Consider the following 22,779-nt stretch of genomic DNA (forward strand, 5'->3'; position numbering starts at 1 on the left):
CGCGGAATTAAAAAACCCGCCCCCACCCATCCCAGATACCGAATCAACCTTTTATGCAATCAGAATTTACTGGTTTGGTTAGGCGGGTTTTTGTAGATTGTCTGTGGGAATCAAAGATTGTTGGTTAACCAGACCCTACGGAATTAATGACTAACTTTGCGTTCAGTAACTAAAGTCAAACTTACCCATTCACCCTTATCATTGTAACTGCGAATCATCCGAAACCGCAAGTCAGGTTCTACCAACCAACCGGCCTCAAAAAATATAGATTTTCTGGATTCAACTTTCACCGGACAAGTGCAAGAACCTCCATCGGGAAGCAGTAAAACCTGCACGGGTGTTACACCTTCGTTAAAATTAATCACAGAACCATCTATGCTGCCGCTAGAACTGATAAGGTTAGGATTACTGCCAAAAGTAATTTTTTGCATGAGCCGATCGCCATTTTGCAAATCCAATTGCAGTTTGGTAGAATAACGATCGGGTGAACGCCAGTCTGGATACATCGTCACAGCCTCGCCCTCCCATTCTCCCAGCAAATCCCCAACAGTTAAAGGCGGACGTTCGGGGACATTTTTATCGGGCTGCTTTTCGCGAATTAAGGTAAGTTGGGATAAATTGCCGTCGGTATTGTAGAGCTGAACGAAGCGCAACCGGCGATAATTGTAGATAAAACCAAACTCGGCACCCGACTCAGAATAAGGCGCTAGTTGAATAGTTCCCTGACAAAAATTTCCATTCTCAAAAAACAGGATATCTCGTCCCAAACTCTGATATTCTCGAACCAGTTCGCTGACTTCCGGTTCGCCGACACCGCTAGGATTGGGAGAGAAACGGCGCAGTTTCAACCGCACAGTTTTGTTATCGTTGAGTCCTTCGAGAGAAATAATGCTGGGAGTATCTTGAAGTATCTCTCCCCGCGTTGATAGCTGAGTGAAGGAACCGTGCCATTCTCCTAAGTTTTGCAGAAAGTTTTCCCACTGCGCTACCATATTCTTACCTTTGGATATATGTCTAAAAATAGAATTATAACTCTGCTGACGGATTTTGGATTGAGCGATGTTTATGTGGGAGTGATGAAAGGTGCGATCGCCCAAATCAACCCGCAGTTACAAGTGATTGACATTACGCACCAAATACCCTCTCAAAATATTGCGGCGGCGAGGTTTTGTTTGATGGCTGCTTTTGCTTATTTTCCGCCGGAAACGGTACACGTTGCTGTCGTCGATCCGGGTGTGGGTAGCAAGAGACGCGCGGTGGCGGTGAAATGTGGTAGTTGCTTCCTTGTCGGGCCGGATAACGGATTGTTTAGTGGGGTGTTGAGTCGCGAAAGTGCGTTAGCGAAGCCCTCGAAGAGGATCGCATCTGTCGAACTCACCAACCCCAAATACTGGCGTACAAATCAACCCAGCAGCACGTTTCACGGTCGCGATATTTTTGCAACAGCGGGCGCTCATTTGGCGAATGGGGTGCCGTTGGAAGAGTTGGGAAGGGCGGTAAGCGCTGCAAGTTTAGTGCAGCTAGAGATACCAAATTGCGCCGTTACAGCCACAGGTGCGACAGGTTGCGTTCAATATGTCGATCGCTTCGGCAATCTCATTACCAATATCCCCAATAATTGCATTATAGGTAACAATTGGTCAGTGATAATTAGCAATAGTTGCGATCTAATTCGCATCCCCAGCGGTAAGACGTACAGCGACAGCAAGCCTGGTGATTTAATAGCCATAATTGGTTCTGACGGTTGGCTAGAAATTGCCGTTAACGGCGGCAGCGCTCAATCCGTTTTACAGCTAGAAGTTGGAGATAAAATAGAAATAATATTATCAGGTTCGTAGTGAGGACTTTAGTCCGCATCAAAGCAGACAGGACTAAAGTCCTTACTACGAACCTATTTATTCATCTAATTTTAGATTTTTTGGCAAAATCAACAATAGTTTTGCGGTATTCGCTGCTGTTAAAAAAAGCATCTCCATTATTATGCTTAGCATTAGGAACCAGCAAAATTTGCTTGGGTTCACCAGCAGCAGCATACAACTTTTCACTCATCGCCGCCGGAATCAAAGGATCGGCACTTCCGTGGGCGAACAAAACCGGAATTTTAAGCAATTTAAGCTTAGCTAAAGAATCAAACTTTTGCGTCAGCAGCAGCCGCACCGGAAACAGCCGCATCAAACTTTGGCGTTCTACCATATCCAGCATGGAAGTGAAAGAACTTTGAACAATTAAGCCCGCAACTTTAGGATGTGTAACTGCTAATTCTACAGCAACAGCACCTCCGAGTGAATGGCCGTACAAAAAGATTTCGCTAGGCGACAATTGCCGCTGTTTGACTAAATAATTATAAGCTGTTTCCGCATCTTCATATATCCGCGCTTCGCTGGGAAAACTGCCTTGACTGCGCCCGTAACCCCGATAATCCATCAGCAATACAGAAAAACCCAATTCCCGAAAGCGGTAAGATTGATTGATATTCGTACCGATGTTAAAGCCCTTGCCGTGCAGGTACAATAGGGTTCCTAGTGGCTGTGGATTGTCGGTTGGCAGCCACCAACCGTGAATTTTATCTGTTTTTGCGGTTTTGGGCGATCGCCCGTTAACTGGCAACCAAACCTCTTCGTAGGGGATTTTAAAGGCATCCGGTGTTTTTTGGATTGTAGGTGTTGGGTCAAAGATGAGACGAGTTTGCAGGCTAAACAATATTATGCAACAGAGGATGTAGGCGATCGTCCAAAACTTCACCAAAAATAATATCCATTTATGAAAATATCTGTATTTCTTTGGTAATTTGCTCATGGCGGTACAATTAGCGATCGGTGATTCAATAGCACTAAAAACAACTATTATCTCCCTTGAAGCACCACAATAAAGTCGGTTCGTAGTGAGGACTTCAGTCCGCGCGAAAGAAGGAATAAAGTCCGAACGATCGAACCATTTACTGAGCGAAAGAAGGACTAAAGTCCTGACTACGAACCATTTACTGCAAGTATCAGAAACCCGTTGAGTTCAAAAACCGGGTTTCTCATCTTTATCCAGCTACAACGAAATTAACCAACTTTCCAGGAACCACAATTACCTTTTTAATCTCCTTACCCTCCAGGTGGCGCTTCGCCAAATCCGACTCGCGGGCGTAATTTTCCAAAGCAGCTTTATCCGCACCCGAAGGCACTTGAATAGTGCCGCGCGTCTTACCCATAACTTGAATTACCAGCGTAATTTCATCAGTAACTAAAGCAGATGGATCTGCAACAGGCCAAGTTTGCAAATGTACTGATTCGCTGTTACCAATCAAATGCCACAATTCATCAGCAATGTGCGGCGAAAAAGGCGCTAACAGCAAAATTAAAGTGTTAATTCCCTCGGCATAAACGGGCGAATCCTTACATTTAGCATCAGCCAGCGCATTGTTCAACTTCATCATTTCGGAAACAGCAGTATTAAACTGATACTCGCCCTCCAAATCTTCTCGCACTTCCTTAATTGCCGTGTGAATCGCCCGCCGCAAATCCTTTTCAGCTTTACTTAGCAACTCTTTCTCCCCCCCTTGGGAAGGAATAGCAGAGGGTAAATTATCTTTCTCCCCCCCTTGGCAAGGGGGGGCTGGGGGGGGTGAAGCAAACTCTGTCACCACGCGCCAAACCCGATTTAAAAAGCGGAATTGTCCTTCCACATCAGCGTCATCCCACTCCAAATCCTTCTCCGGTGGCGCCTTGAATAAAATAAACATCCGCGCCGTATCAACCCCATATTTCCCCATAACTTCCAAGGGGTCAACACCGTTGTATTTAGATTTGGACATCTTCTCATAGAAGACTTCCAAAACTTCACCAGTTTGCGGATCTTTAGGATTTTCGGGGTCTACATCTGATGCGGAAACATATTTGCCAGTCACAGGATTTTTGTATGCTTTGGCTTGCACCATTCCTTGAGTTAACAAGCGTTTAAATGGTTCGTCGCAATCAATCAAACCCCGATCGCGCAAAACCTTCGTAAAGAACCGCGAATACAGCAAATGCAGGATTGCGTGCTCGATGCCGCCGACATATTGGTCAACAGGCATCCAATCATTCGTCTTCGCAGAATCGAAGACTTGCGCTTGATTTTGAGCATCAGGATAGCGCAAAAAATACCACGATGAATCCATAAAAGTATCCATCGTATCCATTTCGCGCTGCGCCGGAGTGCCACAACTCGGACAAGGAACGTTTACCCATTCCGGCATCTTTGCCAAGGGCGAACCTTTGCCAGTAAATTGTACATTTTCCGGCAACAATACGGGTAAATCCGATTGTGGGACAGGCACTGTTCCGCAGGTGGGACAGTGAATTACCGGAATCGGAGCGCCCCAATAACGCTGTCTAGAAATCAACCAATCTCTCAAGCGATATTGCACTCGCGCTTTGCCACAACCTGAATTTACGGCAGCTTGAATAATGGCGGCTTTGCCTTTAATTGAATCCATCCCGTTGAAGCTTTCGGAATTAATCATAATTCCTGGTTCGGTGTAAGCTTCCGTCAGCGGAACTTCATCATCATCCACAATTACTACTTTAATCGGTAGTTCATATTGATTGGCAAACTTGAAATCTCGCGTGTCGTGGGCGGGTACTCCCATGACTGCGCCGGTGCCGTATTCGTACAACACGTAATCCGCAATCCAAATCGGAATTTCTTCATCGTTGAAAGGGTTGATTACTTTGCCGCCTGTGGGGATACCGCGCTTTGGTTTGTCATCAGCCGTGCGATCCATTTCACTTTGCAATGCAACTTCTTTGATGAACGTATCAACAGCGGCTTTTTGGTCTGCCGTGGTCACTAGCTGAGTTAACGGATGTTCCGGCGCTAAAACAACATAACTCACGCCATAAATTGTATCGGGACGAGTGGTAAAAACGGCGACTTTTTCATCCATGCCGACAATGGGAAATTCTAAGTAAGCGCCGACAGATTTACCAATCCAGTTGGCTTGCATTAATTTGACTCTTTCGGGCCAATCTGGCAATTTATCTAAGTCGTTTAATAACTGTTCGGCGTAATCGGTAATTTTGAGGAACCATTGCCGTAATAATTTGCGCTCGACTTTGGCACCGGAACGCCAGGAACGACCTTCGTTGTCTACTTGTTCGTTGGCTAAGACGGTTTGGTCGATCGGATCCCAATTAACTGCGGCTTCTTTCTGATATGCTAATCCTGCTTCTAAAAATTGCAAAAACAGCCACTGAGTCCACCGATAATAATCGGGAGAACAGGTTGTAACTTCTTTTGTCCAGTCGAAAGAAATACCCAGGCGGCGAAACAAGCCTTTCATCTGGGAAATGTTTTGATATGTCCATTCTGCGGGGGGAATTCCGCGCTCGATGGCCGCATTTTCTGCCGGCAAACCAAAAGCGTCCCATCCCATGGGATTGAGTACGCGATAGCCTTGCATCCGCTTGAGTCTGGCAATTACATCGATGATTGTGTAGTTGCGGACGTGCCCCATGTGCAGGCTTCCCGACGGGTAGGGAAACATGGATAAGGCATAAAATTTAGGCTTTTCGGTATCTTCTGGCATTTGGTCTAAGTTTTGCTCAGCCCATGTCTGTTGCCATTTTTCTTCTATGGATTGGGGGTTGTATCTGGAGTCCACAGTAATTGCTCCGTGCAGAGTTTAATAAAGTTGGCTTCAGTATTTTTGCACATTCATGGGGCCGCGATTAGGATTCTTTTGCACCCCCAAGGATTTTGGCTCTAATATCTGTATTATATATTGTAGTATATGAATTTTGAGTTGGGGGCGATTTCTAGGTTAAAAGAATCAGACTTATGTACGGGTGGTCAGAAACCGGGTTTTTACGAGAATACTTGGTTACAGTCGATAAAACCCCAAAAAACCCGGTTTCTTGGGTCGGAAATGGGTGTTCAGAAACCGGGTTTTTACGAGAATACTTGGTTACAGTCGATAAAACCCCAAAAAACCCGGCTTCTTTAGTCAGAAATGCTTTATTCAGTTGACTGTTGACTGTTGACAGTTGACAAAAGAAGGAAGAGGATTGGAGTAATTAATAGTCTTCTTTTAATTTATCCTTAAAAAGTAGAGGCTTTAAACCAATTCTTTCTGGTAATTCCTAAAAGCATAAATAACTGCAATTGCCAGAAAGCAGATTTATTTGATAAATCTGCTTTGTTAGCATTTATTCCTGCTTAGATGCTATCAGGATCGATGTTCAATTCCCGCAGTTTTGCAGCTAAAAGTTGAGACCTTTGAGCTGCTTGTTGAGCCTTGAGAGCTTCTTGTTCGGCACGCTGAAATTCTTGTTCGGCACGCTCAGATTCTTGTTCGGCACGCTGAAATTCTTGTTCTGCGCGCCGTCGCTCTAATAGCCGCTGTGCATTTATTTCGGAATAGGAAAGAAATCTTTCTCCATCAGGGCGATAGATTTCCAAACCTTCTTCTGGCAACTCAAATCGCACTCCCAGTCTGGGACTTGTCCATCCCTCCATTGGTTCAATTGGTTCTAAGATTCCTTCAAGTCTTTGCCAACCTTCCAGCTCATTTGTTTGCGGATCGTAAACGTAATACTCGTCAACTCCATAACGCTGGTAAAATGAAAATTTTTTATTCATTTTAGTTTGGCTGTCGTTGTGGGAGCGAATCTCAAAGACGACTTGGGGAGCAATATTGTCTTCGCGAGATTGTATGTAGGAAAGTCGATCGCCTTTTGGTCGGCCAAATATCACCATCGTATCTGGTGCTTGAGAAATATCTGGTCTACCTTCAACCGGATACCAGAGTAAATCTGCTGCTACAAACACGTTGGGGTCATCTTCAAACAGCGATTCGCAACCTTCTTTGATTGTGACAATTAATTTGTATTGAATTGTACTTTCTGCCATTGGTTGACCGTCGCTGGATGGATAAATAATTTCTTCGGTTGTGACTTGCATTGTGGTTGTCTCCGAGAAGTATCTCAGCTTAATTATACTATTGTTGGAAGCAGGGATATCGGGTGAGGAATTAGCCAAAGCCTAAGTTCCTCAAGATAGAAGATTCAAAAGAGGGAGCAGCGGCGCTTTAAGGCTTGTTGTAAAATCGTGTTATAGAGTTTTTCCTTAACAGTATAAGCTCCGAATCTTTCCAAGTGGGGATTGTTCATTTGAGCGTCGAATAGTAGATAAGATCGATCGCGCAATCTCTCCACCAACTTCACCATCGCCACCTTAGAACCCTCGGGAATCCGGTAAAACATCGATTCCCCGATAAACGCGCCACCTATAGACAATCCCAAAATACCGCCCGCCAATTCGTCGCCGCACCAAGTCTCGAAGCTGTACGCCCAACCAGCCTCATACAATCCCCAGTAAATCTGCTTGAGTTCCTTAGAAATCCACGTCGTTTCTCGATCGGCACAACCCTCAACCACCGCCCCAAAATCGCGGTTTACAGCCACCGAAAACCGTTCTTGATTCAATGCCCGGCGGAGCGATCGCGGATAGGTAAATCTCTCATCCAGGGGTATCAGCGCCCGCTGGCGGCTCGAATACCACCCCAAACTCTCCTCGCCGTCATTCGCCATCAAGAAGTAGCCTTGCGCGTATCCCTGTATAATTGACGGTATATCATATTGCATAAATTTATCAGTTGTCATGTTTGCCGCTAACTTTTCAAAGTCAACATTAGCAATTACGAATAATCATGTCTGAAACCATCCAACCTATTACCTTGCCGCCCGCCCAAAACCCCGAGCAAGAAGGCCAATGGCTCCAAGAAACGCTGCTGGCATGGCTAGACTCCGAGTTTATCCCAGAAGCAGCCAACCAGCAAATAGCTAAAAGAGCAGCCCAAATCTACCTCCGCCAGCGCATGGAAGGCGAAAACGATTTGGGCAGCCTCGTAATTGCGATCGTCACCGAAATGCAGGCCTATGATTTTTCTAAAAGCTTTTACGGCGAATTTGCGATCGCCAATGCCGTCAGCGACTTATTACTCGAAAGTCTCGGTATCGATAAATGCTGCGGCCAATGAAGCAAGAAGGTTCGGCAACGGATTTTGTAACCGATGTAACGGATGTCTAAAGGAAGAAGTAGGAAGAAGCAAGAAGGACAAAGCAAGAAGGAAGTTTGAGCTGAAATCTGAAACAAAAATAAACCCCAAACATAATCTTGCAGATTATTTATAAGTTTTTTTCCTTCTTCCTTCTTCCTTTTTCCTTCTTCCTTCAGACTAATGACAACTAACAAATATTAACTGTCAACTGTCAACTGTCAACTGTCAACTGACTTCTACCAGCTAGACTTCACAACACCGGGCAAAAGACCTTCGTGAGCCATTTCTCGCATCATGTTCCGAGACAGTCCGAAATCGCGGTAGTAACCCCTGGGGCGACCTGTAGCCCAGCAGCGGTTCCGCAAGCGAGTCCGCGAACTGCCGCGGGGTAGCTGTTGCAGTTGGCGGTGAATCGCCATTTTGTCCATCTGGTTCGCTGCTTGGTCGAACTGATCTTTCAGGTCTTCGCGCTTGTCAGCGTACTTGTCTACGAGTCTTTGGCGCTTTTTCTCGCGCTCGACCATGCTCTTTTTAGCCATAATCTGTTGATATCCTTAGATAAATCACAATCTACTATTTTACTGTATTTTGGTGGTTTTAGATCATTTTTATTTTAATTACTTTTTTTGTTGACAAGATTTTTGCAACAGGTAAGATGCCTTTTCCACAATTATTTAAGCTTTTTTGCAACAGGCAAGATGCCTTTTCCACAATTATTTAAGCTTTTTTGTGCAACAGGCATCTTGCCTGTTCCTCACATTAGTACCACAATTATTTAAGATTTTTTGTGGAACAGGCATCTTGCCTGTTCCTCACATTAGTAGAAAATCTAACTATTAGCAGAAGGGCACAAATCTGCAAGTTCACAAATATGGCAAATCGGCTTTCTCGCATTACAAACTGCTCGACCGTGATACACCAACCGAATTGACCAATTTTCCCAATCCGGCTGCGGCAACAATAGCATCAAATCCCGCTCGATCCGAATTGGATCGGCGTGTTCAGTCAATCCCAACCGCTGACTCAAACGCTTGACGTGAGTGTCTACCGTCACGCCCTGATGAATATCAAAAGCGTGGGCGAGGACGACATTAGCGGTTTTGCGGGCAACTCCGGGCAATTCTAGCAGCAGTTCCATTTGCTGCGGCACTTGATTGTTGAATTTATTGACGATCGCCCAACAAGCAGCTTTAATATTTTTAGACTTATTCCGGTAAAAACCAGTCGATCGCACCAGACGCTCCAATTCATCCAAATCAGCATTTGCCAAAGCCTCCGCATCCGGGAAACGCTCAAACAAAGCCGGCGTTACCAGATTTACGCGCTCATCCGTACACTGAGCCGCCAGAATCGTCGCCACCATCAACTGCACGGGAGTTTCGTAGTTGAGAGTGCAAGGGGCTTCTGGATACAGCCGTTTGAGGCGAATCAGAATTTCGAGCGATTTTTGTTTTAAACTTAACTTTTTAGTCATCAGTCATTGGTCATCAGTCATTGGTCATCAGTCATCAGTCATTAGTTATATTCTTGCCGGTGACATCGGAATTATACAGTGCTGTCCCCGCTCGCGAGTCGCGATCGCGAGCGGGGACAGCACTATAAAATCAAAACTGAGATACTCCCAATTTAATCTTAGTCATTTACAACTGATTGAGGTCAATTCCCATGTCTCGGAGCCGAGCTTCTAAAGCTTGCGAGCGCGATCGTTCTTGCTCCAGCAAAACTTCTGCCTGTTCGGCCCTTTGCCGTTCTTGTTCGGCCCTTTGCCGTTCTTGTTCAGCCCTTTGCCGTTCTTGTTCGGCCCTTAATTCTGCTTGTTCTCGAAGTTGAGCGAGTTCCACAAAACTCACAAACGGTGTTCCATCAGGGCTGAATATTTGTAGTTCAGTTTCTGATAGTTGAAACCGCACTCCCATTCTTGGACTTACCCAGCCGTTTACTTCTTCGATTGGTTCTAACCGTTCCTCTCGGCGCTGCCATATAGTTAAATCCACATTCGCCGGATCGTACAGATAATATTCTTCTACGCCGTACTGTTCGTAAAATCTCAGTTTTTGGAGCATCGGAGTCAGCCGATTTCCCGGCGACCAAATTTCAAACGCCACTTGCGGCACAATGTTCTCTTCATGCCATTGTTGGTAGGAGCCTCGATAACCTTTCGGTCTTCCGAAGACTACCATCGCATCTGGCGCTTGAGAAATCTTGTTATTTCCTTCTACTGGATACCACAGTAAGTTTCCCGCTACAAAAACATCAGCCATGCTGGCAAATAACAGTTCTAAATTTTCTTTGATCCACACGATCAATCTAAACTGTTCGGTATTATCTGACATTGGTTCGCCGTTATCATCTGGATAGATAATCTTTGCTTTTTCGGGAGATTGCAGTTGTGTGACCATTGCTATTTCTCCAATTTTACTGGTTAATTTATAGCCTTTCTCAGAAAGATGAGGTACGCATGGGCATGGGGCATAGGGCATGGGGCATAGGGCATAAGATTAGCGGGCATACCTCACTTTTTTGAGAAAGGCTGTATATTAGTCAGCAGTCATCAGCTATGTAATAACTAATGGCTGCTGACTGCTGTTCGCGAGCGGGGACAGCACTATGACTGCTGACAACGAACAACTGTCAACTGTCAACTGTCAACTGCCAATTGACAACTACCAACTGACTACTGTTGTCGGAGAGTTCGCATCAAATCAAAGCCTGCCAAATTAGCAGTATCGCGAACAATCAAGAAAATTCCCAAACCCAACAACAGCACCAAACCAGTCTGCATCACATTTTCTTGAATGCGGTTTGGCAGAGGCTTGCCCCGCAGTCCTTCTATTAATAGAAAAGCTAGCTGACCGCCATCTAAAGCAGGCAAAGGCAAGATATTAATCACAGCCAAATTTATACTAATTAATACCGCAAACTGAAACAAATTCGCAGCATCCGATCGCGCAATTCCTGCACCAATGGCTACAATTGCCACAGGCCCGGACAACTTTTCAGCAGTCTGACTGAAATTGCTAAGTAACTGCCCGAAACCTTGAAACGTCAGCACTACAATTCGCTCAAACTCAGTTGCAGCCTTGCTAAATGCCTCTACAATTCCTGCCCGTTCCCGCACGACGGTACCGTTAGAAGTTAGCTGCACGCCAATCTTACCTTTACCGTCGGAGGACAATTCGGGAGTAACTGTCACCACAAATTTTTGTTCTTCGCGCTGAATTTCTAGGGCCAGGGGTTGATTGGGATGATCTTGGATGGCTGAGACTAAAGATTTGATTGATTCGCGGTTCGCGCCCAATTCCTTGCCATCAACGGACAGAACAATGTCGCCCGATCGAATTCCCGCTTGGAAGGCCGCCGAACTAACTTCCGCAGCGACTTCCGGGACTTTAACTCCCGGTAGGTAGTTCATAGATGCAGCGCCAACCGTGGTTAATTGCACCACCAGCAGGAAGTAAGCAAAAATTAAGTTGGCAATTACTCCTGCACTAATGACGATCGCCCGATCGATCACAGGGCGGTTCCGCAGCAAATTCGGGTCATTGGGGGGAATAGTGCTGTCTGGATCGTCATCCGGGAAACCCACGAAACCTCCCAGGGGAAAGGCGCGGAGGGCATATTCAGTTTCCGGGCCTTGGTACTTCCACAAAATGGGCCCGAAACCGATGGAGAAGCGGTTGACGTGAATGTGTTGAAGTCTCGCCGCCAGGAAGTGGCCGAGTTCGTGAACGACAATCAAGATACCTAAAACTGCGATCGCTGCCAAAACTGACATGAAGGATTCCACTAACACTTTTACTTGACTTTGATTTATTTTAATATCTTTTTAATGTAGGCGGCTTGGGATCGACAATTTTCAGTCAAACTGGAAGATGGCATTTTAAGCTAACGTCCGGGCCAGATCGCGCGGGCCCTCGCGATCTGGCTTGTGTAGATTTTGGTCAAATGTGCGATATACACTACGAAACTAAACATTAGTCCGTAGTCAGTTGTTAGTTGCTAGTTGTTGGTCTAATCACAAATAACCAATTCCCCATTACCAATTCCCCATTACCAATTCCCCATTACCAATTCCCAATAATGAAAGACACTTCTTTGAATATTATCGCTATTTCTATCTTCGCCATCACCGTTTCGATAATATTGGGCCCCCTATTCAACCTACCAGAGGCCGTACCTGCGATCGCCACCTTTTGCCTGTTGGGGCTAGCCACCCTCGACAGTTTCCAGTGGCAAGGTCAAGGCGGTACAATATTAGTAGATTTGCTGGGGGGAAGTTCTAAAGAAAAGCGCGATCGTATCCTCCACCACGAAGCAGGACACTTCCTCGTCGCCCACCTGTTGGGAATTCCCGTAACCAGCTACGCCCTCAACGCTCTTGAAGCATTCAAACAAGGTCAAACAGCCCAAGGCGGCGTCCGATTTGCAGACCAACAACTAGCATCTCAACTCGAAAACGGCACTCTTTCCGTCCAACTTTTAGACCAATACTGCACCGTCTGGATGGCCGGAATAGTCGCCGAAAAAGTTGTTTACGGCAACGCCATAGGAGGAGCAGAAGACCGTACAAAAATCAGCGCAATTTTAACACAACTACGCCGTCCCGTTTCCGAAATTCAACTCAAACAAAACTGGGGCTCGCTGCGAGCAAAAACCCTAATCGAAAGCCATCAATCCGCTTACCAAGCCCTAGTCGCAGCCATGGAAAAAAGAGCAACCGTCGCTGAATGCTGCGACATCATCCAACAAAATTTGTAGCACACAACTTGTGCACTCTGGCTTCTTGAACCCAGTTTATTTGTAGGTGTCTCACTCAAGCCCGGATTTTGCCTAGAAATCTGGTTTAATAGCATTAATTTTATCGCAATTAAAAAATCATGTCACAATCAAAACTTTTCGCAACCAAACTGCAAACAGCCAACCCCAATCAAGAAAAATTGCTGCGGCTGTTAGGTTTCCGCATCGACCCCGACACCGAAGTACCTAATCTGTATACTCTCATTGTCTGTGGAGAAGAAGAACCGCCTTTAGTAGCTGGCGGTCAACTTGTATTTTTTACCCGTCCACAACTAGCGATTAATGCTCTCAAACTGTGCGATATCGATGTCAGCGAACTGGGAACACCACCCACACAAATAGACGCTATTTGCGACATTGCAGAAACCCTGTACTTGCTCGATGCAGAAGATATTGACGAATCAGGGATTATGCTTAACTGTTTGAACGCGCTGTTAAATTTAGTAAAAGTCACATTAACACCCATGCCCACAAATTACAAACGCGTGCTTTATGCTTTTGCAGACCACCTGAATATTGATGAAGAGTTTGCCAGTTTTTTAGCTGAAGAGGACATCCAGCGTTCGGAGATGGTTAACGCTATTTTATGGTGTGTGGGAGCCATTACCGTCAAATCTAGATTGCTAACCTAGTAATTTTAGATTTAGAATTTTCAATTGAATAATTCACAACATTCAAAGATTTCAACTTATTACTTTCAACCAGGTCATTCCTAGATGCCACTGTCACATTAAATCAAGGTACGTAGTTGCGCTTGGGCGCTCTTATCTTTAAGCGCTCAAACGCAACAAGTGACCCAAAAAATAGTTCCATAAAAGTTCCAGTTGCGTCCAGGACTCAAGGATTGCTATAGGTGCATAAGTCCAATTATCAATGGCAAATTCTCAATTGCCAATCACAAATCATTCAAATGTGCGATCGAATTTCTGTCGCTTGGTGCGGGCGGGTTTAGTTCGATTGTTGGTGGGAATTAAAGATTGTTGGTAAAACCTGCCTCTACTATTCAATTACCAATTACCAATTACCAATTACGAAATCTTCAGAAAAGTCCCGATCGCAAAAAAAAACTTAGTATTACAGCTTAACGCGAGTTATACTCCTATTGGAAAGACTGCGATCGCCCAAAAATCCCGAAATCATCGCCCAAAAATCCCGAAACAAAAGTTTATGACCAACACTTCCCCCCCTGAAAGGGCCGCCGACAACCCAGAAACCAAAAAACTCAGTTTCTCCACAAAGTTAGCATACGGCGCGGGAGACCTCGGCCCCGCAATTACTGCGAATGTGCTGGTGTTTTTCCTGCTGTTTTTCTTTACCAACGTGGCGGGTTTGGCTGCGGGGACTGCTAGCAACATTTTGCTGATCGGCAAGGTTTGGGATGCTGTAAATGACCCGATTGTGGGGGTTTTGAGCGATCGCACCTCTCACCCCTGGGGCCGCCGCTATCCTTGGATGGTTTACGGCGCAATTCCTTTCGGCATCTTCTTCTTTTTGCAGTGGATTGTTCCCAGCAAAGATCCTACGATATTGTTTTGGTACTATGTGGCGATCGGCATATTGTTTAACACAGCCTACACCGCCGTCAACCTGCCTTACACCGCCCTCACCCCAGAATTAACCCAAGACTACAACGAACGCACTAGCCTTAACAGTTTCCGGTTTACTTTCTCGATCGGCGGCAGCATTTTGTCATTAATTATCGCGCAAATTATCTTTGCCTTAGTTAAAGATGACACCCAAAAATACTTAATATTAGGCGCCATCTGTACAGTAATTTCAGTATTGCCTTTGTACTGGTGCTTTTTCGGAACCCGAAAACACGTCCTCTCTCAATTGCAAGACAATCCCGTAGAAGACAATTCAACCTCTTTGCCGATAGGAGAACAGTTGCGGATTGCATTTAACAATCGCCCTTTTTTGTACGTAATTGGAATTTATCTCTGTTCTTGGCTGGGAGTGCAATTAACTGCTTCGATTTTGCCTTACTTTGTCATCAACTGGATGAATCTGCCGCCAGCAACTTTTACCCAAACTGCGATCGCAGTTCAAGGCACCGCACTCGCCATGTTATTTGTTTGGAGTAGAGTTAGCGAACGCTATGGCAAAAAAGCTGTTTATTTTATGGGCATGAGTTTGTGGATTATCGCCCAAGCCGGACTGTTTTTCCTACAACCCGGACAAGTCGTCCAGATGTACCTGTTAGCAGTTATGGCTGGTGTGGGAGTTTCTACTGCTTATCTTGTACCTTGGTCGATGATACCGGATGTGATTGAACTCGACGAACTCCAAACAGGCGAAAGACGCGAAGGCGTGTTCTATTCGTTTATGGTGTTGCTGCAAAAAATTGGTTTGGCGATCGGCTTGTGGTTGGTAGGTCAAGCATTAGAACAAGCTGGATTTCTCGCTACTGTTCAGGGACAGGCTGCGCCTGTACAGCCCGATTCTGCCCTGTTCGCGATTCGAGTTGCGATCGGGCCACTGCCCACAATTGCTTTAATCTGCGGCATGATTCTTACATATTTCTATCCGATTACCCGCGAAGTTCACGCAGAGATTTTGTTGAAACTTCGAGAAAAGAAAGCACATAATCTGTAATATTCAATAGACTTTAATTGCATTTGTGCGCTCTCTAATCAGCGTTAATGAGCGGTTGTTGTATCAAGGGAATATTTATGCAATCCAAGTCTAATGAGTATCACAAAATAACACTTGTCAAAAGCTCATACGGCTGAGATTCCAGAACAATTATCGGATTGCTTGCCAACTATTTGTATCCTCTTACCCGAAAGAATTGGTTGAAAGCCGGAACCCTTGTATGGAGAAATTAAAATCCGACTATTCATTAATCCAATCCTCTTCCTTCCTTTGTCAAGTGCTGTCCCAAGTCAACTGTCAACTGAATGAAGAACGTGTTATAAACCTCTTTCATCGGTTAATCCCAAAAAACACCCCGTTGCGGGTTTCCGGCTAATATTGATATAGCTCTCATAGTAGGATGGCGAATCATAGCGATGGTTTTAGCAAGAGTGGAAAAGCCCAGAAACCCCATGTTTCAGCGACAAAACATCACATCGCCCAGCGCCATCCGCCCGGTAGCAAAACCCAGAAGCCTTGAGTTTTTCCAAATGTCGATCGACTTTGTATTAACAAAATATTAATTTTTATGTCGTTTGCCCATTATATAGATCCGTGGGTGATATAATGTTAGCGCAGTTTAATTATATAAACTTAAAAAGCAATCCAGATCTTAAAAAAGTTGACAATTAAAAGATAAAGACAGATTTTTGTCGGAAATTGATTGGATTAGTTGTCGTTCCACAAATAGGCCCAATGGTGTTAATTATATCTACGTATAAAATGCAAAACTTTTTAGCCGATCGGTTCGTGGGTAAGTTAACAGGTAGTGCTGCTATTGGTGGCGATCTCAAAAATGGCAGAGATGACAAGGCAATACCAGGGCGATCGGCCCCCCGCGTGTGGCGTAAAATTGTAAAATTTTGGTAAAGTTATGGCGCGAGCTGCGGTGAAGGTCAGGGATACCAGAAAAACTTGGTAGAGTCACCGATAAACCAGGAATACAAGCAGAACACAGCCGCCAGAAATACAGTCGGAGACAACTCTCTCTTGAGTTAGTAAAACAACATTTGCAGCCGGCACAAGATATGAATTTAGTTATTTTTGTATATTATGTGAAAGTAGTGAGAACTATTGGCAGGAAATAGAACCAACCAACCCAGAATCTCCTGTGATATCCTGAAGTCAAGGGTGAAAGTATCAACCAGAAGGCTCGCAGAACCAAGCTGATTTTACCAAAACAATATGAAAGAGGTCAACATGGAAAAAGAACATGACGCTCATATCGTACCAATTAGCAACCAGAGCAGACAGGTGCAGCAATTTCCCGTTGACGAGGGAGAAGAGTTAAGCGGGGCACCCCAGAAAGGATTGAATCTAAAGCCCTTGTTCAGGACTTTTCAACGACAAGCCCTAGTCATCATTGCGATTGTAGCCCTAGCAGGCGGTGCAGTTTATTATAAGGTCAAGGGAGGCAAGAAAACATATCAAGGCGATTTTCGGATACTGGTGGAACCCGTGACAACGGAGGCAAGACTTACCGACGCATCTGCCCTCGCCAATCGCGGTGAGGGGGGTGGAGTGCCTAATCGAGAATTTTTTAGTTTGGACTATCCAACTCAGCTTCAAATTCTCCAGAGTCCTCAGATGCTGTCGGCTATTACCAAACAAGTCCAACAAAAATATCCAAAAATGACCGAGGAACTTCTTAAAAAAGGATTACTCGTGTTGCGCCTCGGAGAAAATGAGTTGACGCAAACTAAAATTTTGGAAGTTCGTTTCCTCGGGCAAGAGCCTGACTTAGTTCAGTTCGTTTTAGAAGAAACTAAAAAGAAATATTTAAAGTACAGCCTTGACGAACGCAAGACTCGCATTGGTCAAGGTGTTAATTTTATTGAAAACCAGCTTCCGGCACTCAACAAGCGCGTAAATGACCTGAAGTCTGAGTTACAGATGATACAGCAGCAGCAAAAAATTACCGATCCTAAAGAACAAGGCGCGCAATTGATCGTGCAAGTTCGCGCTATGGAAACTTTAGAGTTAGAAACTCAAAGGCTACTCCAGGAACAGAGAATGCTGTACGCTAACTTGCAAAAACAATTAGATTTTACACCAAATGAAGCTATTGCGGCTTCAGCTTTAAGTGAAGAACCTCAATATAAAGAGTTGCTGACCAAGGTTAAGGAAGTAGAAGGTCAGATTGCTGTAGAAACAGCTCGTTTTAAATCTGCTAACCCTATAGTAGAAGCTTTAGAGCGCAAGCGGGCAAATTTAGTAGCTTTGCTCAACAAGCAAACCGATCGCATTTTGGGGCAAAATTTGGTAGGCTCTCAAGCCAATTCTAAAGTTCAGAATTTTCAAAACTCGATTCGCATAGGCTTGATCAAACAATTGGTGGATACTGCGAACCAAGTTCAAGTCTTAGAAGCTCGCAGTCAGGCGATCGCCCAAAGTAAAGAAGAGTTGACCCGAAAATTAAGAGATTTTCCGATTGTAGCTCGTCGCTACAACGAACTGCAACAGCAATTAGACATAGCCTCCACCAGCCGCCAGCAACTTTTAACTCAGCGGGAAACTCTGCGCGTCCAAGCAGCCCAAAGCCAAATACCTTGGGAAATTATTTCTCAACCCCAGATACCCAAAGATATCAAATCAGGCAAATTTATTCCAGTTGCATCGAAAAGTACAAACAACTTTGTGATGGGAATTTTTGGAGGACTCGTGTTCGGTCTGGGAGCGGCTATTCTTATTGAAAAAATCCGCAATGTTTTCTACTGTGCTGATGACATTAAAGATGCGTTTGATGCGCCTTTATTGGGAGTAATTCCTCGTGACAAAAATGCTAAAAAATTTCCGCCTTCTATTGCTAATGCCTATGCTTATCTTGAAGGCAAACAGGGGAATCATAAAAATGCTTCGGAATTTATAGAAGCTTTTGACTCTCTTTATACTAATATCCGCTTTCTTTCTTCAAATCGAACGATTAGCTCTTTGGTAGTTGGTTCGGCTACAGTTGGCGAAGGCAAATCTACCGTTGCTTTAAATCTAGCCCACGTGGCAGCGCTGGCGGGTCAGCGAGTGCTGTTGGTAGACGCGAACTTGCATTCACCCAGCCTGCATAGGCTGTTGGAACTGCCTAATGTCAATGGATTGAGCAACTTGCTCGAAAATAAAAATGAACCGGATGAAATTATCCAGCGATCGCACCTAGCAGATAATCTGTTTGTATTAACAGCCGGTATTCCTGTCCCCGGTACTGCCAGACGGCTTGCCTCATCTCAAATGCAGTATTTAATGGAAGAACTGCACGCAACATTTGACTTAGTTATCTATGATACGCCACCGCTGGTTGACAGTAAAGATACGAATTTTTTAGCAGCGCGCACAGATGGAATACTGATGGTTGTATCAGTTCGCCAGGTGAAGTCTTCTGTAGTCAAAACAGTTTTCAGTCAATTAGAAAATTTTGGCATACCCTGCTTGGGCACCGTGGCTAATAATCCTACCAAAGGCAAGAAGTATCAAATATCTAAATCATCATCACTTGTGGAAGATAAACATGAATATTTGAATTTGGCACCAGTACCGTCAGGCATCCACAAACTAGCTCCCAAAAAAGAATGAGATTCAGTTGACAGTTGACAGTTGACAGTTGACAGTTGACAGTTGACAGTTGACAGTTGACAGTTGACAGTTGACAGTTGACAGTTGACCGTTGGTATAAGAGTAAAAAAGATGACCCACCCCAAAATTTTACACTCCTGTTCAAGTTCCCAGATTCTCTGCGCTGCAAGTCAATCTCAAATCTAAAATCGGCTGGTAGCGGACTAATTCGCATCTGGCTTGGTGGGAAATGTGACAGTAAAATTAGTCCAGCCCTTGCTGCTTTCAACCTCAATTTTTCCCTGTAACTGTTCCACAAGTTTTTGAACCAAAGCTAAACCCAAACCTGTACCTCCTTGTTTCCAGGGATCGGCATTGGGAACTCGATAAAATTTATCGAAAATTCGAGGCAATTCTTCGATCGCAATGGAAGATTGATTGCTGAATGTAAATTGAATTTCCGAAGCCCTAACACTTGCTTGTGCGGAATTTTTCCCGCTTTCTGCTTTTTCCCCGTCTCCCTTTTTGCACTCAACTTTCAAAGAGATTTCGCCCTCATTGGCAGTATACTTGCAGGCATTGTTGAGGAGTTCTGCTAAAATCCGTCCCAAACTAGCGCGGTTGGAACTGATCGTGGGGAGGTGGCGATCGCACTCTACTCGCAAATGCTGGTGGCGGTTCTGGGCTCGCGTGTAAAACGGGTCGATAATCGTAGGCAGCCACACATCTAAGTTTACTGGTTCGAGGTCAATCGGACAAGTTGCTGCTTCGAGCCGCTGCAAATCGAGCAAAGCATTAATCAAATCGGTTTCTCTAGTACATTCTGTTTCTAAAATTTCTAAATAAATCTGGCGTCGGTCTGGGGTGGGAGAAATTCTCAGCATATGAATAGCCATTTTCATATTAGATAAAGGCGTCCGCAATTCGTGAGAAACCGTGCTGAGAAATTCATCTTTTAGAACGTTTAAATGCTGGAGTTCCTGCACTTTTTGTTGCAATTGGGTGGTGCGTTCTTGGACTTGGCGTTCGAGGTCGGCATTGAGATTTTGTACTTGCTGGTAGAGTTGGGCTTGCTGAATGGCGATCGCGATTTGAGTTGCCAGTTGCAGCAGCAAATCCAATTCCGAAGCCTGCCACTTCCGGGATTTGGAACACTGATGAACCCACATCATCCCCCACAAATTGCCGTCTTGCAAAATTGGTACAATTAAATAAGATTTGATTTGCGCTTGCTGCAACCGCGCATATTTTTCGGCACTCAAACTAGCTTTGTCGATGTCTGAGACGGCATAGATCTCCTGTTCGATCGCAAATGCAGCTTCCTGCCAAATATTGTCTGGCATGATTTCTCCCAAGATAGAAGACCACTTGGGGGCAACGGATTCTGCCACAAAAATGCCAAAATTGCTCGACTCCCAACGCACGATCGCTACTCTGTCGGCTTGCAAAACTTGCCGGACTTCATCGACGCTGGCGTTGAGAATTTCTTCGAGGTTTAAGGATTGGTGAATCCGGAAGGAAATTTGAGTTAACAGCCGATCGCGCTGCACCTGTTCGTGGAGTTTGGCAGTCCGTTCGCGCACCTGCTGTTCCAATTTAGCATTGCGGCTTTGCAGCAGTTCCAATTTTTCCGATTGCAGTTGATAAACCGACTGCTGCAACTGTTTGACAACTCGGTACATTTCGGTCGGATCGAGAACTCTGAGCAAGCTGGTTTGAGTAATAATTCCCAGCAGTTCTCCCCGCCCGCCGCACACGACCAACCGCTGCACTTGTTGCTGCTGCATTTGTTTGTGCGCCGTCCACAGGGAATCGGAAGGTTCCAGAAATTGCAGGGGAGTTCTCATGACTTTTTGAGCTGGAGTTTGCTCGAAATTTAGTTCGAGATACTGTGCTTGCACGATGTCGTATTCGGTAACAATTCCCAAAGGTTGGTGAAAGGAATAGTGAAAAACGGAGGTAGAGTCCTCTTTGGGCTTCTCCATTGTTAATTCTTTGTTTTTGGTAATGACTACGCAACTGACTTGATGCTCGGACATCAGTTCGCTGATGCTCAGCAGCGAGGCGGTGTGGGGCGCTGTAATTGGCGTAGTCATCAATTCTGCTACCCGCCGCAATTTGAGAATGTTGGAAGGTTGCAATACTTGGCGAATTCTTTCCCGCGTCAGCACTCCTACCAAGTGCCGGAATTGATTGACAATAGGCAAATAGCGAATTCGGTGCTGGCGAAATAACGATAAAGCGGTAAACACGTCTTGATCGTCGGATTCTGTGAGGGAAACCGACACGGGGGACATGACTTCGGCAATTGGTATTTTGTGGAGGGCTACTTTTTGCAGGCTGTTTATTTTGCCAGAAGCAATCAGCCTCACTAAGTCGGCGGGGGTTAATATGCCGATTAACAGCCCGCGACTGGGGTTTTCGGATAAGTTGCCTGTGGTGATAGTCTGCTGGTTCTGCACGACGAGGACGCAGCGGGCCCGCACCTTGTCCGGCGGTGATGATTCGGTCATCGCCCCCTTGTCTGAGGGTAAAGGCCCTTTGACTAGGGGACAACTGTTTTGCAACTGACTCATCAGGGCGATCGCCACTGCTAAGGAAGTTTCTGGCCCGGCAGTTAGGGGGTAGCGGTCGATCGCTTGTTCTAAGGCTGAGGAGTAAAAGGGCGGGTGATAAAAGGGCATAGTTAATTGCAGGTGATCGGAGGACGGGTAATACCATTTTCGATTTTTGATTTTCGATTGGGAATAGCTTATTACATAACGGTTTGGAGCTTCCCTAGAGTTGCATTATTTTGTGAAAATGGTATAACAATTGGGCAAAGCCTTAGGTAAGGGCCCAAACACCTCGCCTGTGGTTGAATTTTAAATAATAGACTTGCTGCTATACAAATCCTAGACAAGTCTAGACATTTGCTTCTTACTTCATCGGGAGCATGGGAGCGGTTATCCCTCGGTAAGCTTTCACGATGAAAGCCCGCAATTTCCACAGTTGTAAGTCCTTTCTGCCCGTGGCATATCTTGAATATGTCCGCAGTTTGAACAAGTTTTACTCGAAGGAAACCAGCGATCAGCAATGATTACTTCACAGCCAAACTTTTTAGCTTTGTATTCCAGTTGACGTTTGAATTCATAGAATCCACAATCCGCGATGACTTGAGCTAGCTTGTGATTAGACAGTAACCCAGAAACATTTAAATCTTCTACTACTATCGTTGCGTGGTTTTTGCCTAAGTAAGTAGTAATTTGATGGAGAGTATTTTTTCTGAGATTCGCTACTTTAGCATGATGTTTTGCTAACCTTTGTTTCGCCTTAAATCTATTGCTAGAGCCTTTCGTCTTTCTCGATAATTCCTTTGACAGTCTACGCAACTTACTGAGATGCGTTTTGTAATGCTTTGGGTTAGGGAAAACAACTCCCGTCGAAAGGGTTGCCAACTCTTTAACTCCTAGGTCAACACCCACGACATCGTATTGCTTTACAGTTGGTTCATGCTCCTGTTCGTAGGCAAAAGCAATAAACCAACTGTCGGCGGTACGTGAAATAGTGATTGACTTACAGGTAGTGTGAGGCAATCCTTCGTAGGTTTTTACCCAACCGATTGTTGGTAGCTTTATGGACGTACCACCTACCGGGATTGGTTTACCACCTGCATCTATCGTGAAAGAATCATGATGACCCTTTTTCTTGAATTTGGGATATCCAGCTTTTTTTGAGAAAAATAAGGAGAAGGAATCACCAAGATTGTCGAAAGCATATTGAGTTATCTTCTGGCAAAT

The 22,779-nt window shown here is 45.0% G+C and carries 19 protein-coding genes; 7 read left to right on the forward strand and 12 right to left on the reverse strand.

Features of this window, described 5'->3' with window-relative positions:
• Positions 1-143: 143 nt before the first annotated feature.
• On the reverse strand, positions 144-992 hold the full coding sequence (locus JGK14_RS27250; RefSeq protein ID WP_293206239.1) for a DUF3598 family protein: 849 nt from the start codon (positions 990-992) through the stop codon (positions 144-146).
• A gap of 18 nt (positions 993-1,010) precedes the next feature.
• On the opposite strand from JGK14_RS27250, the gene JGK14_RS27255 reads away from it, so the two are divergent.
• Positions 1,011-1,838 carry an SAM hydrolase/SAM-dependent halogenase family protein gene (locus JGK14_RS27255; RefSeq protein WP_293206241.1) on the forward strand — a complete coding sequence of 276 codons (828 nt, stop codon included), beginning with the start codon at positions 1,011-1,013 and terminating at the stop codon, positions 1,836-1,838.
• A 61-nt stretch (positions 1,839-1,899) separates the two neighbouring features.
• On the opposite strand, the gene JGK14_RS27260 is transcribed toward JGK14_RS27255, so the two are convergent.
• The 4 genes from JGK14_RS27260 to aat form a co-directional block, all read right to left on the reverse strand.
• Positions 1,900-2,796 (reverse strand): alpha/beta hydrolase, encoded by an 897-nt coding sequence (locus tag JGK14_RS27260; protein WP_293206243.1) that lies wholly within the window; start codon positions 2,794-2,796, stop codon positions 1,900-1,902.
• Positions 2,797-3,028: 232 nt separating this feature from the next.
• Positions 3,029-5,629 carry a leucine--tRNA ligase gene (leuS, locus tag JGK14_RS27265; protein WP_325315706.1) on the reverse strand — a complete coding sequence of 867 codons (2,601 nt, stop codon included), beginning with the start codon at positions 5,627-5,629 and terminating at the stop codon, positions 3,029-3,031.
• A gap of 554 nt (positions 5,630-6,183) precedes the next feature.
• Positions 6,184-6,927, reverse strand: a complete 744-nt coding sequence (locus JGK14_RS27270; protein ID WP_293175227.1) for a Uma2 family endonuclease — start codon at positions 6,925-6,927, stop codon at positions 6,184-6,186.
• Between the two features lie 104 nt (positions 6,928-7,031).
• Positions 7,032-7,610 carry a leucyl/phenylalanyl-tRNA--protein transferase gene (gene aat / locus JGK14_RS27275; protein WP_293175240.1) on the reverse strand — a complete coding sequence of 193 codons (579 nt, stop codon included), beginning with the start codon at positions 7,608-7,610 and terminating at the stop codon, positions 7,032-7,034.
• A 65-nt stretch (positions 7,611-7,675) separates the two neighbouring features.
• Between aat and JGK14_RS27280 the strand changes: the two genes are divergently transcribed.
• Positions 7,676-8,005, forward strand: coding sequence for a hypothetical protein (locus JGK14_RS27280; RefSeq protein WP_293142731.1), 330 nt, complete (start codon positions 7,676-7,678; stop codon positions 8,003-8,005).
• Between the two features lie 257 nt (positions 8,006-8,262).
• Here the strand turns inward: JGK14_RS27280 and rpsN are convergent, their stop codons facing one another.
• From rpsN to rseP, 4 genes are all read right to left on the reverse strand, one after another.
• Positions 8,263-8,565, reverse strand: coding sequence for a 30S ribosomal protein S14 (gene rpsN / locus JGK14_RS27285; protein WP_265235916.1), 303 nt, complete (start codon positions 8,563-8,565; stop codon positions 8,263-8,265).
• A gap of 290 nt (positions 8,566-8,855) precedes the next feature.
• Positions 8,856-9,500 carry an endonuclease III gene (gene nth / locus JGK14_RS27290; protein ID WP_293175225.1) on the reverse strand — a complete coding sequence of 215 codons (645 nt, stop codon included), beginning with the start codon at positions 9,498-9,500 and terminating at the stop codon, positions 8,856-8,858.
• Between the two features lie 166 nt (positions 9,501-9,666).
• The gene (locus tag JGK14_RS27295; protein ID WP_293175223.1) at positions 9,667-10,425 is read right to left on the reverse strand and encodes a Uma2 family endonuclease; all 759 of its coding nucleotides are present in this window, start codon (positions 10,423-10,425) and stop codon (positions 9,667-9,669) included.
• A 275-nt stretch (positions 10,426-10,700) separates the two neighbouring features.
• Complete coding sequence (gene rseP / locus JGK14_RS27300; protein WP_325315707.1) at positions 10,701-11,801, reverse strand: RIP metalloprotease RseP; 1,101 nt, start codon at positions 11,799-11,801, stop codon at positions 10,701-10,703.
• Positions 11,802-12,106: 305 nt separating this feature from the next.
• Between rseP and JGK14_RS27305 the strand changes: the two genes are divergently transcribed.
• The 3 genes from JGK14_RS27305 (at position 12,107) to JGK14_RS27315 (ending at position 15,418) form a co-directional block, all read left to right on the forward strand.
• Positions 12,107-12,784 carry an ATP-dependent Zn protease gene (locus JGK14_RS27305; protein ID WP_293175219.1) on the forward strand — a complete coding sequence of 226 codons (678 nt, stop codon included), beginning with the start codon at positions 12,107-12,109 and terminating at the stop codon, positions 12,782-12,784.
• Between the two features lie 119 nt (positions 12,785-12,903).
• Positions 12,904-13,455, forward strand: coding sequence for a hypothetical protein (locus tag JGK14_RS27310; protein WP_293142754.1), 552 nt, complete (start codon positions 12,904-12,906; stop codon positions 13,453-13,455).
• A 535-nt stretch (positions 13,456-13,990) separates the two neighbouring features.
• The gene (locus tag JGK14_RS27315) at positions 13,991-15,418 is read left to right on the forward strand and encodes an MFS transporter (RefSeq protein WP_293175217.1); all 1,428 of its coding nucleotides are present in this window, start codon (positions 13,991-13,993) and stop codon (positions 15,416-15,418) included.
• Between the two features lie 125 nt (positions 15,419-15,543).
• On the opposite strand, the gene JGK14_RS27320 is transcribed toward JGK14_RS27315, so the two are convergent.
• Positions 15,544-15,666 (reverse strand): hypothetical protein, encoded by a 123-nt coding sequence (locus JGK14_RS27320; RefSeq protein ID WP_293203463.1) that lies wholly within the window; start codon positions 15,664-15,666, stop codon positions 15,544-15,546.
• Positions 15,667-16,180: 514 nt separating this feature from the next.
• Between JGK14_RS27320 and JGK14_RS27325 the strand changes: the two genes are divergently transcribed.
• Together JGK14_RS27325 and JGK14_RS27330 are read left to right on the forward strand one after the other, a co-directional pair.
• On the forward strand, positions 16,181-16,327 hold the full coding sequence (locus tag JGK14_RS27325) for a hypothetical protein (RefSeq protein ID WP_293175215.1): 147 nt from the start codon (positions 16,181-16,183) through the stop codon (positions 16,325-16,327).
• 315 nt (positions 16,328-16,642) lie between these two features.
• On the forward strand, positions 16,643-19,021 hold the full coding sequence (locus JGK14_RS27330) for a GumC family protein (protein ID WP_293195969.1): 2,379 nt from the start codon (positions 16,643-16,645) through the stop codon (positions 19,019-19,021).
• 203 nt (positions 19,022-19,224) lie between these two features.
• On the opposite strand, the gene JGK14_RS27335 is transcribed toward JGK14_RS27330, so the two are convergent.
• Together JGK14_RS27335 and JGK14_RS27340 are read right to left on the reverse strand one after the other, a co-directional pair.
• Positions 19,225-21,684, reverse strand: coding sequence for a CBS domain-containing protein (locus JGK14_RS27335; protein WP_293193037.1), 2,460 nt, complete (start codon positions 21,682-21,684; stop codon positions 19,225-19,227).
• Positions 21,685-21,963: 279 nt separating this feature from the next.
• The coding region (locus tag JGK14_RS27340) for an RNA-guided endonuclease InsQ/TnpB family protein (RefSeq protein ID WP_325315708.1) at positions 21,964-22,779 on the reverse strand (816 nt) is incomplete at its 5' end.

This window comes from Microcoleus sp. PH2017_28_MFU_U_A (assembly GCF_020738035.1).
GTDB lineage: Bacteria > Cyanobacteriota > Cyanobacteriia > Cyanobacteriales > Microcoleaceae > Microcoleus.